Annotated in this window: 12 protein-coding genes; 3 read left to right on the top strand and 9 right to left on the bottom strand. The window is 35.1% G+C overall.

Annotated features, from left to right (window positions below; translation table 11 throughout):
- Positions 1-20: 20 nt before the first annotated feature.
- The 7 genes from ypfJ to C4F50_RS17340 all read right to left on the bottom strand — a co-directional run bounded on the left by ypfJ (position 21) and on the right by C4F50_RS17340 (position 10,774).
- Positions 21-869 (bottom strand): KPN_02809 family neutral zinc metallopeptidase, encoded by an 849-nt coding sequence (ypfJ, locus tag C4F50_RS17370; protein WP_194139921.1) that lies wholly within the window; start codon positions 867-869, stop codon positions 21-23.
- Positions 870-970: 101 nt separating this feature from the next.
- Positions 971-5,023, bottom strand: coding sequence for a PAS domain S-box protein (locus C4F50_RS17365; RefSeq protein ID WP_194139920.1), 4,053 nt, complete (start codon positions 5,021-5,023; stop codon positions 971-973).
- A 96-nt stretch (positions 5,024-5,119) separates the two neighbouring features.
- Positions 5,120-5,914, bottom strand: coding sequence for a hypothetical protein (locus tag C4F50_RS17360; RefSeq protein WP_194139919.1), 795 nt, complete (start codon positions 5,912-5,914; stop codon positions 5,120-5,122).
- A 121-nt stretch (positions 5,915-6,035) separates the two neighbouring features.
- Positions 6,036-7,364 (bottom strand): aldehyde dehydrogenase, encoded by a 1,329-nt coding sequence (locus C4F50_RS17355; protein WP_194139918.1) that lies wholly within the window; start codon positions 7,362-7,364, stop codon positions 6,036-6,038.
- A gap of 75 nt (positions 7,365-7,439) precedes the next feature.
- Positions 7,440-8,129, bottom strand: coding sequence for an RluA family pseudouridine synthase (locus C4F50_RS17350; RefSeq protein ID WP_194139917.1), 690 nt, complete (start codon positions 8,127-8,129; stop codon positions 7,440-7,442).
- Positions 8,130-8,317: 188 nt separating this feature from the next.
- The gene (gene panB / locus C4F50_RS17345) at positions 8,318-9,136 is read right to left on the bottom strand and encodes a 3-methyl-2-oxobutanoate hydroxymethyltransferase (RefSeq protein WP_194139916.1); all 819 of its coding nucleotides are present in this window, start codon (positions 9,134-9,136) and stop codon (positions 8,318-8,320) included.
- Between the two features lie 210 nt (positions 9,137-9,346).
- Positions 9,347-10,774 (bottom strand): L-serine ammonia-lyase, encoded by a 1,428-nt coding sequence (locus C4F50_RS17340; RefSeq protein ID WP_194139915.1) that lies wholly within the window; start codon positions 10,772-10,774, stop codon positions 9,347-9,349.
- Positions 10,775-11,068: 294 nt separating this feature from the next.
- On the opposite strand from C4F50_RS17340, the gene C4F50_RS17335 reads away from it, so the two are divergent.
- From C4F50_RS17335 to C4F50_RS17325, 3 genes are read left to right on the top strand one after another with little or no spacing between them, the layout of a single operon-like run.
- The gene (locus C4F50_RS17335) at positions 11,069-13,216 is read left to right on the top strand and encodes a cation:proton antiporter (protein WP_194139914.1); all 2,148 of its coding nucleotides are present in this window, start codon (positions 11,069-11,071) and stop codon (positions 13,214-13,216) included.
- Positions 13,217-13,231: 15 nt separating this feature from the next.
- Positions 13,232-13,840: a hypothetical protein gene (locus C4F50_RS17330; protein WP_194139913.1), complete on the top strand. Its 609-nt coding sequence runs from the start codon at positions 13,232-13,234 to the stop codon at positions 13,838-13,840.
- 27 nt (positions 13,841-13,867) lie between these two features.
- Positions 13,868-14,227 carry a VOC family protein gene (locus tag C4F50_RS17325; RefSeq protein ID WP_194139912.1) on the top strand — a complete coding sequence of 120 codons (360 nt, stop codon included), beginning with the start codon at positions 13,868-13,870 and terminating at the stop codon, positions 14,225-14,227.
- Between the two features lie 43 nt (positions 14,228-14,270).
- On the opposite strand, the gene C4F50_RS17320 is transcribed toward C4F50_RS17325, so the two are convergent.
- Both C4F50_RS17320 and C4F50_RS17315 read right to left on the bottom strand, forming a co-directional pair.
- Positions 14,271-14,954: a 2'-5' RNA ligase family protein gene (locus C4F50_RS17320; protein ID WP_194139911.1), complete on the bottom strand. Its 684-nt coding sequence runs from the start codon at positions 14,952-14,954 to the stop codon at positions 14,271-14,273.
- A 6-nt stretch (positions 14,955-14,960) separates the two neighbouring features.
- Positions 14,961-15,329 (bottom strand): iron chaperone, encoded by a 369-nt coding sequence (locus C4F50_RS17315; protein WP_194139910.1) that lies wholly within the window; start codon positions 15,327-15,329, stop codon positions 14,961-14,963.
- Positions 15,330-15,542: the final 213 nt, after the last annotated feature.

Raw genomic sequence — 15,542 nt, 5'->3', positions numbered from 1 at the left:
ATTATATTTGGTTTAATGTATTATCGTATTTCCTCAAATGTAGTTCCCTGCTTAATGTCTCCGGTTTTAAAACCTTTATTAAACCAATACATTCTTTGTTCAGATGATCCATGTGTAAAGGAATCTGGAACCACATGTCCCTGCATTTTACTTTGAATAGCATCGTCACCCACTGCATTTGCAGCACTCAATGCTTCTTCGATATCTCCTGTATCTAAATTTTCTTGATTGTAATGTGCCCAGACACCGGCATAAAAATCAGCTTGAAGTTCTAAGGCTACGGATAGTTTGTTGGCTTGGGCTTCACTTTTTCCTTGCTGCGCCTCACGCATTTTTGCAGATGTTCCTAACAAGGTTTGAATATGATGACCAATTTCGTGTGCTATTACGTAAGCTATAGCAAAATCGCCGCCTTTGGCGCCAAATTTTGTTTTCAATTCTTCAAAAAAAGCTAAGTCCATATATACTTTACGATCTCCCGGGCAATAAAATGGTCCAGACGCTGATGATGCACCACCGCAAGCAGTTTGAACAGAGCCTCTAAAAAGCACCAATTTTGGTTTCTCATAAGTCATTCCGTTTTCCTCAAAAATCTTACTCCAGATGTCTTCATTATCGGCTAGGATTACTCTAACGAAATTACCCATTTCTTCATCTTCTTTGCTTAAAGGCGCTGCGGCTTCTGTTTGCTGCTGTCCTCCTTGCATCTGTTCTAATGCTGCTCCTACAGTTTGACCTGTTTCGCCGCCAAAAACATTCAACAGTAAAATAATAATCCCAATAACACCGCCTCCAATAACTGCTTTTCCGCCAGATATTGATCTTCGGTCTTCAACATTATCACTTTGTCTTCTGCCTAACCACTTCATATTGAATTGTATTAAAATTTTTTATGTTTTTTATTGTACGAATTTATATATTTTTTACCATACATTTCGCATTCTCGGCAATTATGTTCTAAAAAGAATGATTAGCGCAGCCATTTTACTAAAGTTTCTTCCACCGATCCTTTCATAATAGGTTTCGAAATATAATCATCCATTCCTGCAGAGATGCATTTGTTTCTTTCTTCTTTTTCTGCTCCTGCAGTAACGGCAATAATGGGTATATCTCGTCCTTTTTTTGTGTTTCTTATCGCACGGGTGGTTTCGTAGCCATTCATTATAGGCATTTGGATGTCCATAAAAACAATCGTTGGATTGATGGTTTCAAAACGCTGAACGGCTTCATAACCGTTTTCGCATTCGCAGATATAAGCATTGCTGTAAAGATTTTTGATAATCGTTTTTAAAAGCAGCATGTTCACTTTATTATCCTCAACAATCAAAAAGGTAATGTTTTTATTGTTAGGCTCGTCATCTTCAGATTCGATGTCCAGGTTTAAACTTTTGATTTCAGCATTGTATTTGTCGTTGATGCTTTGATTGCTGGTTTTTAAATTCAAATCAAAATAAAAGGTACTTCCTTCTCCGATTTTGCTTTCGAGCTGTAAACGGCTTTCCATTAAAGCAAGAAGCTGGTTCGAAATGGTTAATCCTAATCCTGTGCCGCCAAATTTTCTGGTTGTAGAGCTGTCTTCCTGCGAAAAAGCTTTAAAAATTTTCTTCTGATTTTTCTCCAAAATACCAATCCCGGTATCAATTACAGAAAAGCGAAGAATGAAATTGTCATTTTTATCTTTTCCTAAAACAGAAACATTTAATATGATCGAACCTTCATTGGTAAATTTAACTGCGTTCGAAAGCAGGTTGATTAAGATTTGTTTGATTCGCACAATATCGGTCCAAATGTATTTTGGAACATCAGGATCGACATTTAATTCGAGCTTTAAGTTTTTTTGATTTGATTCGTATACAATCAAATCAAAAACCTGTCCGAGTACTTTTTTGATGTCATACAAATCAATAAAGAGTTCTAATTTTCCTGCTTCAATTTTAGAAAAATCCAAAATATCATTGATAATCTCCAGCAGCGAATGCGCTGATTGATTGATCGTAGTCATGTATTTTTCCTGAATTTCTTCCAATTCGGTTTTCATTAATAAATGCGTAAAACCGATTATTCCGTTTAGAGGTGTCCTGATTTCGTGAGACATGTTCGCTAAGAAATCCGATTTAGATTTGTTTGCGGCTTCTGCCAATTGTTTGGCTTTTATGGCATCTTCTATTTCTTTCTTATTGGTAATGTCAAAATAAATACCGCCCACAAATTCTATTTCATCCTCTTTTTTGATAACATCTCCAAATTCTTCAACCCAAATATATTCTCCTGTTTTTCGTTTTATGCGGTAGACATTATGTAGAGGCATTCCTTTCTGCAGATTATCGATTTGATTATTGATGACTTCTTCTTTGTCATCATGATGAATCAACGAAAGAAACGATAAATTATTTTCTATAAACTCCGATTTTGAATATCCTGTAAGGTTTAAAACTTCGTCATTGAGGAAAATTTTAGTCGAAAATGCGTCAAATTTTGATAAATAAACCGTTCCAGGAATATTGTTAGCAATTAATTTGAATTTTTCTTCACTTTCTAAAATTCGGGTTTCATTTCGATTTCGTTCTAAAGCTGAGGAGATATTATTGGCTAAAACCTGAAAAATATAGATTTCTTCCTCAGACCATTTTCGTTCCTTGGTGCAATCATCAAAACCAATAAAACCTGTAAAAATATCGTTGATAAATAACGGCAGAATTAAGATCGATTTGATTTCGTTATCTATTAAAAGCTGTTTAAAAAAACCTTCTTCGAGTTTTCTGGTCAGCGTATTAAGAATTTTTTTGTTTTGTGCGGCATCATAAATTTCTTTTAGATTTTCTTCTGTCATATGACGAAGCGGTGTAATTTGATGCGCAACGCCCATTCGGGACCATTTGTATCTTTGGCTCACTGTATTAGAACTGAAATCTCTTTCGTAATAATACATATGGTCTACTTTGGCCGCTTTTCCGATCAGATCATACGTTTCCTGAAACATTTGCTGCGTGGTTTTGCTCAGCAGGAATTTTTCGGTACAAAGCGAAAGTGCATAAAGCAGCTGGCTTTTAAACTCTAATCTTCGTTCTGCTTCTAATCGCATCTGCGAAGAAATGGCGAGCGAAATTACATCAGAGATTGTTCGGGCATAGTTAATATCTTCGTTATCCCATTCACGTTTTGTTTCAGTGCTTTCAAAACAAACTACACCTGCCAGTTGTCCACTGAAAAAAATCGGGACATCAAGCATCGATTTAATGTGGTTTTTGGTAAAGTAAAGTTTTTGAAATTCTGAGGTTTCTAATTTATTAAAAACGTCAGGAGCATTGATGATGGCTTTATTTTTTAATGTTTCAAAATAAATCGGATAAGATTCTTTGTCTAAGATATTTTTGTCGCTCAAACTTTGATTGTCTGCACTGTAGAGATTTTTGCAGCTGATTAAATCTTTATGATATTTCCAGAAACTGACGCGATTTGTTTTGCTGACAAAAGCAGCTTCTTTTATGATGTAATCAATTACAGTATCCAGATCATTGTAACTGCTGAAATCTGTGGTGGATAATTTTTTGGTAGAATTGTTGTAAGCTTCAATTTTCTCGAGACGTCTTTTTTTCTCGTTTTCAATATTTTTAATTTCGGTAATATCTCTTGCAATTCCCGAGAAACCAATTGTTTGGCCAGATTCATTTTTGCGGACAATAATTTTTTGAGAGATCCATAATTCCTGACCATTTTTCTTTACAATCGGAATTTCAATTACGGGATATTTGTTAGTGTTGAGAACGATATTTTCATAAAATTCAACAGCATTATGGATGTAGCTGTCGTGAATAAAATTAGAATAATGCTGTTTGATGATTTCCTTTTCAGAATATCCCAAAGCGGCATATGCAAATTCATTTATAAAGGAAAAATAACCTTCGCTGTCAATTTCAAAAATAATATCAGTTGCGGTTTGAATCAGGTTTTTGTATTGATCCTGAACCAGAATCTGCTCTGTTACATCTTGTCCGATGCTTATGATGAGATCTTCAGAGAATTTTTTATCTTTCCATTGAATGTATTTAAACTCACCGTTTTCACTTTTCAGTTTTCTAATGTAAAGCTTGTCGTCTGCTTTTGTAAATTGATCTGTTTTTTTTAGAAATTCTCTTTCTTCGGTTAGTTCCCAGAATTTTAATCCCATAACTGCTTCCGGCTGATATCCTAAAATAGGCGTTATGGTTTCGCTGCAAAAAAGTATTTCTCCTTTTTGGTTGGATGCAATCGTAAGTGAATTTCCCTTGTGTACAATCTCACTTGCAAATCTAAAATTGTCACGGTTGTTTAAAAGAACGGCATATTTAACTTGATTAATGATGAAAATTAAAATGCAGAAATTAATTAAAAGAATAGATGATTTTATCGGGATTAACTGCAGGGCTACCGTGATGATTAAAAAAGTAAATACCAATCCGACAAAGAACCAATATATTTTTATGGGTTTTAAAATATTGTACGAAAAGAAGAAAGAAATCAAAAAGACAATTATCGGCACTACATCATTTGAAAGCAGAATGATATTGCACCCGACATAACCCATGTAAATAAAGAAACAAAAAATAAAAATCTGCGGAATATGCTCTCGAAGCCATTTTATACGATCTGTTATGGCATAAATAATAAGGACAGAGACACCGATAGAAACGTTGATAACAAGCAGGCTTTTGGGTCTTATTTTGAAGATTTCGTTGATGATTTCGATAACGATTACTGCAATTCCGAAGAATAGAATGTAAAGCTGATATTCGCGGCTCACAGTTTCTTCTTCTTTCTTTTTTTCGATGAAATTACCAATTTTGGCTTTGATCTTGAAAAATTGATACACTAGTAAAGATAAAAAACCGAGAAGCGACAATCCTAACAAGATAAGTTTCGGATTATTGTAAAAAATAATATCCGAATTAAAAACATACCAGTTTGTCATGATCGATTTCAGGGTATTACCAAAATTGGCAATTCCTGAAAACAACGTATTGAAAATACTATAGACTCCGGCCATAGAATTTGGGGTATGTTGGTTAAGTAAACAGGCTTTAGAGAATTCTTGAAAAGAGTTGGTTAATCTCTTTTTTTGTATAAAGAATACTCTGTTTTTTTATTCTACATCCGATTGACCAATAGTGTCAATTGAATTTTCTTCTTGTTCTCTAGTAAAAATTTCATAATAAGCAGCGTAAATCATCGATGTATTGAAAACAATCGTAAACAAGACACCTACACCGCAGGCAAATGCTCCAACAGCAGAACCAATAATTCCGATAAGGAATGTACCAAAAATGATCAGTGGATTTTTTGTAACAAGAACGATACTTCCTTTAATTGCATCGATCGCTTTAAGGTTTCCAAAAACAAGCAGCGGTACTGTAAAATACATGAGAAAGTTGATGAAAATTGAAATTCCAACACCTACAAATATAAGGCCGGCGCTCTCCAGCGTGTTGGCAATGGCATTATTAACAGCTGTTATGATTAGCGTTGCAGTGAATAACTGCACAAAATAGGGCGCTTTATAGTAATGGAAAATATTAGAAACCTTAAATTCAATGTCCTTGGCTGCAGAATCGGCCATTTTGAAAAATCCAGCACCAAAAGGAGCAAACAAGGCCGAAGCGATAGAAACACCGATTGTAGAGATTACTATTTCATTTAAGGTTAATTTTGATGGCTGCATGCTTTCCAAAATAACTTTGGATACATTGTCCATTCCGTAAACAGCTCCTAAAACGGCTACCAAAATAACCCCTATTATAAAAGAAAAAACTAATATTATTAAAGCAGAATAGAGTGTTATTTTTTTAAAATTTTCGAAAGCAAGATCAATAACACTAGAAAGATTTAATGTGTAACCATTTCTTTTGATCTCATCAATTTTGTCAAGTGTAGATTTCATTGTTTAATGTAGAGTTGTTTAATAGACTTATGTGTTAGCTCGTTATCCTGTCGTAAATATAATATTTTTAATCAATTCCGTATAAAAATCTACCAAACATAACGAAATTGTTTTACCACATTTATAACCAGTCTAAAAGACGTTTTATTGAGGTTAATTTGTCTTTGTAAGGCGCGTAACGCATAGGTAAATCAAGCCAGTTGCCTTTTTTGACAATGGCTTTGTGATGCGAAAAAGTATCAAAGCTTAATTTTCCGTGATAAGCACCAAGGCCGCTGTGGCCAACGCCGCCAAAAGGAAGACGTTTATTAGAAAAATGGACAACTGTGTCGTTAACGCAGCCCCCTCCAAACGAGTATTGTTGGATTAATTTTTTAGTAAATGAATTATTTTCACTAAAAATGTAAAATGAAAGAGGTTTCTCATATCGGCTGACTACGTTTTCTATGTCTTTTTCGTTTTCATAAGTCAGAATCGGAAGAATAGGGCCAAAGATTTCTTCTTTCATCACAGGGCTGTCCAAATCGGGTTCTTCCAAAAGAGTAGGAGCAATGTAGAGTTTGCCGGCATCACTTTCTCCTCCAAACAAAATATTTTCGTTTTGGATCATATTGGTCAGGCGATACCAGTTTTTAGTATTTATAATTCGGGCAAAATCCGGCGATTTGTCAATTTTTTTGCCGTATGCTTTTATAATTTCTTCAATCAAATAGGTGATAAAATTGACTTTCATGTTTTTCTGAATCAAAACATAATCGGGTGCAATACAGGTTTGGCCGGCATTTATAAATTTCCCCCAGACAATTCTTTTAGCGGCAAGCTTCAAATCTGTTGTTTCATCTACAATACACGGATTTTTGCCTCCCAATTCTAAAGTAACCGGCGTTAGGTTTTCGGCTGCAGCTTTGGCTACAATTTTACCTACGGCAACACTGCCGGTAAAAAAGATATAATCCCAGCGCTGCGCCAGTAATTTATTGGATACTTCTACACCACCTTCAACAACTTCAACATGATTGATGTGAAAAGTCTTTTCGATGATTCTGGCAATGACTGCCGAGGTATGCGGTGTAAGTTCTGATGGTTTTAATGTCACTCTGTTTCCAGCAGCAACTGCCGCAATCAACGGACATAAGGCCAGTTGAAAAGGATAATTCCAGGGCGAAATGACTAAAACATGGCCATAGGGTTCTTTGTAAATAGAGTCTGAAGAAGGAAAATTAAGCAGTGAAGGAAAAACACGCTTGGGTTTGGCCCATTTATGAATGTTTTTAATGGTTTGTTTCAGGTCAGAAATGACATAACTGGTTTCTGTAACAACGGCTTCGAACTCTGGTTTCTGAAAATCATCGTACAAAGCTTTAATGATTAAATCTTCGCTTTTCTGAATATTATACAACAACTTTTTCAGCGTTTCTCTTCGATATCCGATGTTATTTTTATAATCCATTTTCGATCAGCTTGTTTTTTAGTATATGCAAGTTAACCGATTATAATTTAAAAAGTAACAATTAAATCATAAAAATCATACAGCATTCCAGATCGGATCGTCTGGAGTTGGGGCAGTAATGGTGATCTCTTCTTTAGAAACAGGATGCACAAAAGTCAGTTTTCTGGCATGAAGATGGATACCGCCGTCGGGATTGCTGCGATCTGCACCGTATTTTAAATCGCCTTTAATTGGAGAACCAATCGCTGTTAATTGTGCTCGAATTTGATGATGACGACCTGTGTGCAAATTGATTTCAAGTGCCGTATAATTCTGTAATTCTTTAATGATAGTGTAGTCTAAACTTGCCAATTTACTATCTGGAACTTCTTTTAAATGTGCTTTTGAAGTATTGTTTTTTTCGTTTCTTTTTAAGTAATGAACCAATTTAGCTGATGCTTCTTTTGGTTTATTTTTGACAACCGCCCAGTACGTTTTTCTTGTTTCCCGATTGCTGAACAATTCATTCATCCGCGTAAGCGCTTTGCTGGTTCTTGCAAAAACCACGATTCCGGTTGTGGGTCTGTCCAGACGATGAATAACACCCAAAAAAACATCTCCCGGTTTGTTGTATTTTTCTTTAATGTATTCTTTAACAATATCAGACAAAGGTTTGTCACCTGTTTTATCGCCTTGCACAATATCACCCACACGTTTATTAACCACGATAATGTGGTTGTCTTCATGAAGAATCTGGAGATTGTTTTTGTTGGAAAGAATTTTCATTTAGACTTCTTAGATTTTTGAATGTAGATTTTAGATTATGACAAAAAGATTTGGCTAAAGCCTTTCTTCTATTTAAAATAAACCTCCAGCTCAAGCTGGAGGCAATTGAAATTATTTAAAGTTTACTTTGAGTCTTTGTAGTTAAAAAAAAAACTTAGAATCTGAGAATCTCAGAACCTTAGTAATTTTTAATATTGCTCTTTTTCATTAGGGAAATCACTAGACTTAACATCTGCTGCATATTGGCTGATGGCTTTTGTCATTTGGTCGTACAGATTTAAATAACGACGTAAGAAACGCGGACTGAATTCATTATTCATACCCAGCATATCGTGAATTACCAGAACTTGTCCGTCAACACCTCCGCCGGCACCGATTCCGATAACAGGAATCGAAATACTTTCTGCTACTTGTTTTGCAAGATCTGCAGGGATTTTTTCAAGAACAACTGCAAAACAGCCGATTTTTTCGAGCATTTTAGCGTCTTCAATCAATTTTTCTGCTTCTTCTTCCTCTTTAGCGCGAACACTGTAAGTTCCGAATTTATAAATAGATTGAGGTGTTAAACCCAAATGTCCCATAACTGGAATTCCGGCGTTTAATATCTTTTTAATCGATTCTTTAATTTCTTTTCCGCCTTCTAATTTTACGGCATGCGCCCCGCTTTCTTTCATGATTCTGATAGACGAACGTAAAGCTTCTTTAGAATCAGATTGGTAACTTCCAAAAGGTAAATCAACTACCACCAAGCCTCGTTCTACAGCGCGAACAACAGACGATGCATGATAGATCATTTGATCTAAGGTAATTGGCAGTGTGGTTTCGTGACCCGCCATCACATTGGAAGCCGAATCTCCCACCAAAATCACATCGACTCCAGCACTGTCCACAATTTTAGCCATTGTGTAATCGTACGCAGTAAGCATAGAGATTTTTTCTCCATTACTTTTCATTTCAATTAATGACTTTGTTGTGATTCTTTTATAATCTTTTTTTGCTACTGACATTGTATTTTTTTTTGATATTGTAAAAGTATTGAATAATTGTAGAAATGTTCGCCGCGAATTCTGCGAATTTTTAGAATAGAAATGTTTTGATGAATTGTTTGAAATTTTAAAAGGGTTTGCTGCGAATTTCTCGAATTTTCATAAGTTATTTTTTAAAAAGTGTACTTTAAAAAATTAGTGAGCATTAGTGAAATTCGCGACAAAAAAACTTTAACAGTCCGCCATGTTTACCGCAATGGCAAGACCACCTTCTGAGGTTTCTTTATATTTAGAATTCATATCTTTTGCAGTTTCCCACATTGTATTGATTACTTTGTCCAAGGGTACTTTTGCATTTTTAGAATCGGTTTCTAGTGCCAATTCGGCTGCATTTATGGCTTTGATCGCTCCCATGGTATTTCTTTCGATACACGGAATCTGAACCAAACCTCCGATAGGATCGCAGGTAAGTCCCAAATGATGTTCCATTGCGATTTCTGCCGCCATTAAAACCTGAGCAGGAGTACCGCCCATCAGTTCGCAAAGTGCTGCTGCGGCCATTGAGGACGAAACACCAATCTCTGCCTGACAACCGCCCATAGCTGCAGATATTGTAGAACCTTTTTTGAAAATACTGCCGATTTCTCCAGCAACCATCAAAAATTGTTTGATTTCTTTTTCGCCTGCATTATGGTTTTCAATTACCATATAATACATTAAAACGGCCGGAATCACACCAGAACTTCCGTTTGTTGGAGCTGTAACCACACGGCCTAAAGAAGCATTGACTTCATTCACGGCAAGTGCAAAACAGCTTACCCATTTTAAGATCTGACGGAATTTGACTTCTGTTTTTCTAATTTCTTCTAGCCAGGACTGCGGATCGCTGTAATTAGATAATCCGATCAGGTTTTGGTGCATGTCAAAAGCTCTTCTACGCACATGAAGTCCGCCCGGAAGAATTCCTTCAGAATGGCAGCCAATATACATGCATTCCAGCATCGTGTTCCAGATTCTCATTAGTTCCGAATGAACTTCTGCTTCTGAGCGCATCGAAATTTCATTTTCATACACAATTTCAGAAATCGATTTGTTTTCTGTAATAGTATAATTCAATAATTCTGCTGCGTTTTGAACAGGAAACGGAAAAGCACATTTTATAACTTCTTTCTGCTTGGCATTGGTGCGTTCTTCTTTTACCACAAAACCACCTCCGATAGAGTAAAAAGTAGAATCGTATGTTGAATCATCACTTTTGTAAGCGGTAAATTTTAATCCGTTGGCATGAAAAGGAAGAAAGTCTTTGTTGAAAACAATGTCTTGAAGAAAGAAAAACGGAATCACTTTATGGTTTCCTAAATTGATTTCGTTTGAGTTTTCAATTTTTTTGATAATTCCGGCAATATCGTCAACCGGAATATACTCAGGATCCTGACCGCTTAAACCGAGCATTACTGCCAAATCAGTAGCGTGGCCTTTTCCGGTTAAAGAAAGAGAACCGTATAAATCGACTTTTACTCTTGTGATTTCGTCTAAAATGGCTTCGTCTTTTAACTCTTCCAAAAAGCGTTCTGCAGCTCTCCAAGGTCCCAAAGTATGTGAGGATGAAGGGCCGACACCAATTTTAAGCATATCAAAAACAGAGATACATTCTTCCATTGTTCTAATTTTGTTATCACAAAGATAATTGAATAATGCAACGAACTAATATGTTTGGATGTTAATCTTGCTAAATTGTTAAAATAAATATTAAATTTTAATAATTTGACAACGAAATAATTTTAATTACGTAATATGCAGTTTTCGTAGAAAGTTCGCTATTTTTCGGTATTTTTGTGCAGAAACGAGACCTAAATACCTCGATTCTTTTATTAATACTTCAGGGATTTTTGTTTAATTCTAAAAAATGTTTTTTCTACAAATAAGAATACCACAAGAAGATAAAGTTACAATATGATAGAATTTTTCAGGCATTTATTACAGGAATTCGAATTACCTCTTAACAACCCAGTATTGATTTTTTCGTTGATACTATTTATAATTCTGCTCTCTCCGATCTTACTTAAAAAAATCAATATCCCTGGAATTATTGGGCTTATTCTTTCTGGAGTCGTAATTGGTCCTCACGGATTAAATATTCTGGCAAAAAATTCTGCGGTTGATTTGTTCTCAACCATCGGACTTTTGTATATCATGTTTATTGCAGGATTAGAATTGGATATGAATGAATTCAAAGCCAACAGAAACAAGAGTTTATTGTTTGGTTTTTTTACTTTTATTTTACCGCTTACCATTGGTTTTCCTGTTTGTTATTATTTACTTCAATACGATTTTAATGCCAGTTTTTTGACAGCAAGTATGTTTGCAACTCATACTTTGGTGGCATATCCGATTGTGAGTAAACTTGGAATTGCCAAAAATCAAGCCGTTGCAATTACCGTTGGAGGCACCATTTTGACCGATACTGCTGTTTTGATTATTCTGGCTGTAATTATGGGAAGCAGTCAAGGTAATCTTACCCAGGCATTTTGGTTAAAACTAGGCGTTTCGCTGGCAATTTTCTCTGCTATTATGTTTGTTTTGATTCCGAGAGTGGCCAAATGGTTTTTTAAGAAATTGGAAAGTGAAAAACATGCCCACTATATTTTTGTGCTTTCAGTTGTTTTCTTTGCTGCCTTTTTGGCAGAAGTAGCAGGAGTAGAGCCTATTATTGGAGCATTCGTTGCTGGTTTGGCGTTAAATCCTTTAATACCGCATTCATCGGCTTTGATGAATAGAATTGAGTTTATCGGAAATTCATTATTTATTCCGTTTTTCCTGATTTCTGTGGGGATGCTGGTGGACATCAGTGTGATTCTCAGCGGACCAACAGCGCTTATTGTTGCTGGAACTTTGAGTGTTGTGGCCATATTTGGAAAGTGGATCGCAGCCTTTTTTACGCAGCTTGCTTTTAAATATACAAAAACAGAACGCCAGCTGATTTTCGGATTGAGCAGTGCGCATGCCGCTGCAACTCTTGCTGTGATCTTGGTTGGTTATAAAGCTAAAATCTTAGACGAAAATATCCTTAACGGAACCATTATTCTGATTCTGATAACTTGTATTGTAGCTTCTTTTGCTACAGAAAAAGCAGCAAAAAAAATTGCCATCTGCGAAGAAGAAGTTTCGCATGAAGAGGCTGGAAAAGATCTGATTCTGGACGAACATATTTTGATTCCGCTGGCAAAAACGTCTGCAACGGCAAGTCTGCTTGATTTTGCTTTGTTGATTAAAGACAAAAAATCATCAAACCCGGTTACTTTGTTAACCATTGTTCCGAACAACGATCAGGCCGAAAAGAATATTTTAAAGTACAGAAAAGCCGTAGATAAATTTGTAATTCAAGGTTCGGCATCAGAAGTAAAAATTAATACGATTGCCAGAATTGATCATAATCCTGCAAGTGGAATCGCAAGAACTTCTAAAGAAATCATGTCGGATATTGTGATTATCGGCTGGCCGAGAAAAACAGGATTCTTAGATAAAATCTTTGGCGAAAATGTAGATTCTATTATCAATAATGTTGATAAAAGTTTGTTTATCTGTAAGCTGGAAAAGAATTTTATTGAAGAAAAAAGACTCGTTTTTGTTTGTCCGCCATTTTCAGAAAGAGGAAAAGGGTTTCATTTATTATTACAGAAAATCTGCCGTTTGTCTCAGGAATTAAGTATTCAGATTATTATTTATGCGGAATACGGCACGCATCAAGCTATTCAGCAGATTGCTTCTAATTTGAAATTAAATGCAAAATTAGGTTTCAAAAGTATTTTGGATTGGGAAAATTTTGAAAGTATCTCCGACGAAATAAAACTTACTGATTTAGTTGTTTTTAACCTTTCAAGAAAAGGTTCTGTTTCGTATCAATCCATCTTTGATAAACTGCCTCAGAAATTCGAGAAATCGTTTCCAGAGAACAATGTGATTTTAGTATATCCTCAAGACGATCGAAAAGAAAGTGCAATGGATGCTTACGAAGATTTTACTTCGACGCCTTTAGCAAAAGGTATTGAAGCCATTGAGCAGATTGGAAGAGGGATCGGAAGTATTTTTAATAAAAGTTAAATGATCAATTTTGAAATGAAAAAATGTAGTTTTTATCTGCTTATAGTATGTGTTTTAATTCTAGGTGGTTGTAAAAACAAAGCAAATAATTCGCCAGTAAGTGATTACGAAAAAGTTGTAATTGATCGGGAGAATAATGCGGGAACCAATCCTTTGAAAATTGATGGTACACGTATAAAAGAAATTCTTTTTGAAGTAAAAACTGATAATAAAGAATTTGAAAATGGAATTCAGACTTGGGTGAGTATTCAAAACTTCAAAAAAGAATCTATAAATTTAATAAACAAAGATGAAGTTGTAATTTCAGAAAAAGAGATCACAATTATAATTGATTATCCATTGACAAATGTTTACAGTTTTAATTTGAAATCTGAAAAAGGATTTACTAGAGAAAAACTTCTTACGGAAATAGGTGAAAACTATTTTAAACTTTATGAAGAAGAAGAAAAATCTGCATCTGTAAAAACGCAGCCAATGGAAGAAAGAGAAATGTACAATAGAAATCAAACTAACGGTAAGTATGGAATTTGGGGGCATGATATTGCAGATTTAGTTTTAACAGACATTCAGGTTTTTAAAAATAAAGATGGTAAATTAATAGTGTCACTCGGGATTGATTCTTAAACAAAGTATAAATTTTATTTATCTAAAATGAACCACAACGCCAAATCCATTCGTCCATTTATTGGAGCCAGAGATTTTCAAATCTCCAGAAAATTTTATCAAGATTTAGGATTTGAAGAAACGGTTTTAGCACACAATTTTTCTGTTTTTAAAACAGGAGAAATCGCTTTTTACCTTCAGGATTATTATGATAAAAACTGGATCGAAAACACCATGATTTTCTTAGAAGTGGATGATGTCGAAAGATATTACAATGATCTTGCTGCTTTAAATCTTACCAACAAATATGGAGTCAAATTAACGCCGATTCGTTACGAAGAATGGGGAAGCGAATGTTTTCTGCACGATCCGTCCGGGGTTTTATGGCATTTCGGTAAGTTTAAGTAAAAAAATAACTAGTGCCAAATTCCTGAAATCATCGGCAAAAAAATCATCTTAAACCAAAATCTCCTAAAACCCGCGTATTGCTTTTACGCTGATACCAATCGTTATAAACCAATTCTAAGTTTTTGACTTCAAATGCTCCAAAATCATAATCACGATATTTTTCTGAGATTTGAATTAACTTCTTCGGATCTTGAAGTTTATCCTGAAAACGCATTACTGTGGCATGCGCAGCAGAAATGGTATATCGGCTGTCTATACTTTGTTGTAAACCAGAATTTTTGAAGTTTTCACGAAGTTTATTTCGTAAATTATTCAAAGTTTCGTCGGTTGGAAATCCCTGAATCATAATGGCAGACGGCGATGCAGTCACGCCTTTAAACTGAATTTTAATGCTGTCAACTTCAACCAGACTTTTGCAGATAATTTCGATATAATCGCTGGGTGAGATTTGATTTAAAGTGAAATCTTCTGAGCAGGAAATAATAGACATCACCGTAATATGAATATCAGAATCGGGATAGAAATACTGCTCTGGTTCTGCTTTCCTCAAATCATACAGCAATAACTGTATTTCTGATTTTACCGCGTCACTCGGACGAATTAATAAAGTAATACCGAATCGAGAATCAGATTCCTTTTTAAGATGAGAATCAATTGCATATTTTTCGTCTAAAATAGCTCCTTTAGCTGTTTTATAAAGTTGATTGTAGTGCTCTTGTAAATTCATAAAGAATTATTTCTTTTTGGGTTTTTCTAAATTCTCTTTCACCCTAAATTTTACAATTTTGGTAATCAAATCAAATGGGATCGGATCTTTTAAGGGAAACTGAACAGAACCTTTTCCCGATTTGTACTTCGAAAGTTCTTCACGAAAAGCCTCATGACCCGTAGGAAGCGCATACAAACCAATATGATTTTTAAACGCAGCAAAATAAACTACAATTCCGTTTTGCTCAAAAGCCGGCATCGAATAACTGATTTTTTCTTTCGCGTCCGGAGCTGCTTTCTGAATCGTCATTCTGATTTTTTCTAAAATCTCCTGAACATCATTCGGAAATGCACCAATGTATTCGTCGATATTTTCGCGTTTTTTGACTTCCATAGGTTTTCGGGGTTTCAGGTTTCAGGTTTCAAGTTTCAGGTTTCAGGTTTCAGGTTTTGTTGGGATGTGAAATTAAACGCAAAGTTCGCAAAGGTTTTTTGTTTTGGAGGTTTTATAAAAGGCAAAGTTCGCAAAGCGATGTGTTAAAAACTTAGCGTGCTTAGCGTAAATCTTTGCGCACTTTGCGGTTAAATATATGTTCAAATGTCAACT

It is taken from the genome of Flavobacterium hungaricum (assembly GCF_015182285.1).
Lineage (GTDB): Bacteria > Bacteroidota > Bacteroidia > Flavobacteriales > Flavobacteriaceae > Flavobacterium > Flavobacterium hungaricum.
The sequence above is the reverse complement of the archived record's forward strand: the minus strand, read 5'-3'. Positions and strand labels throughout refer to the sequence as shown.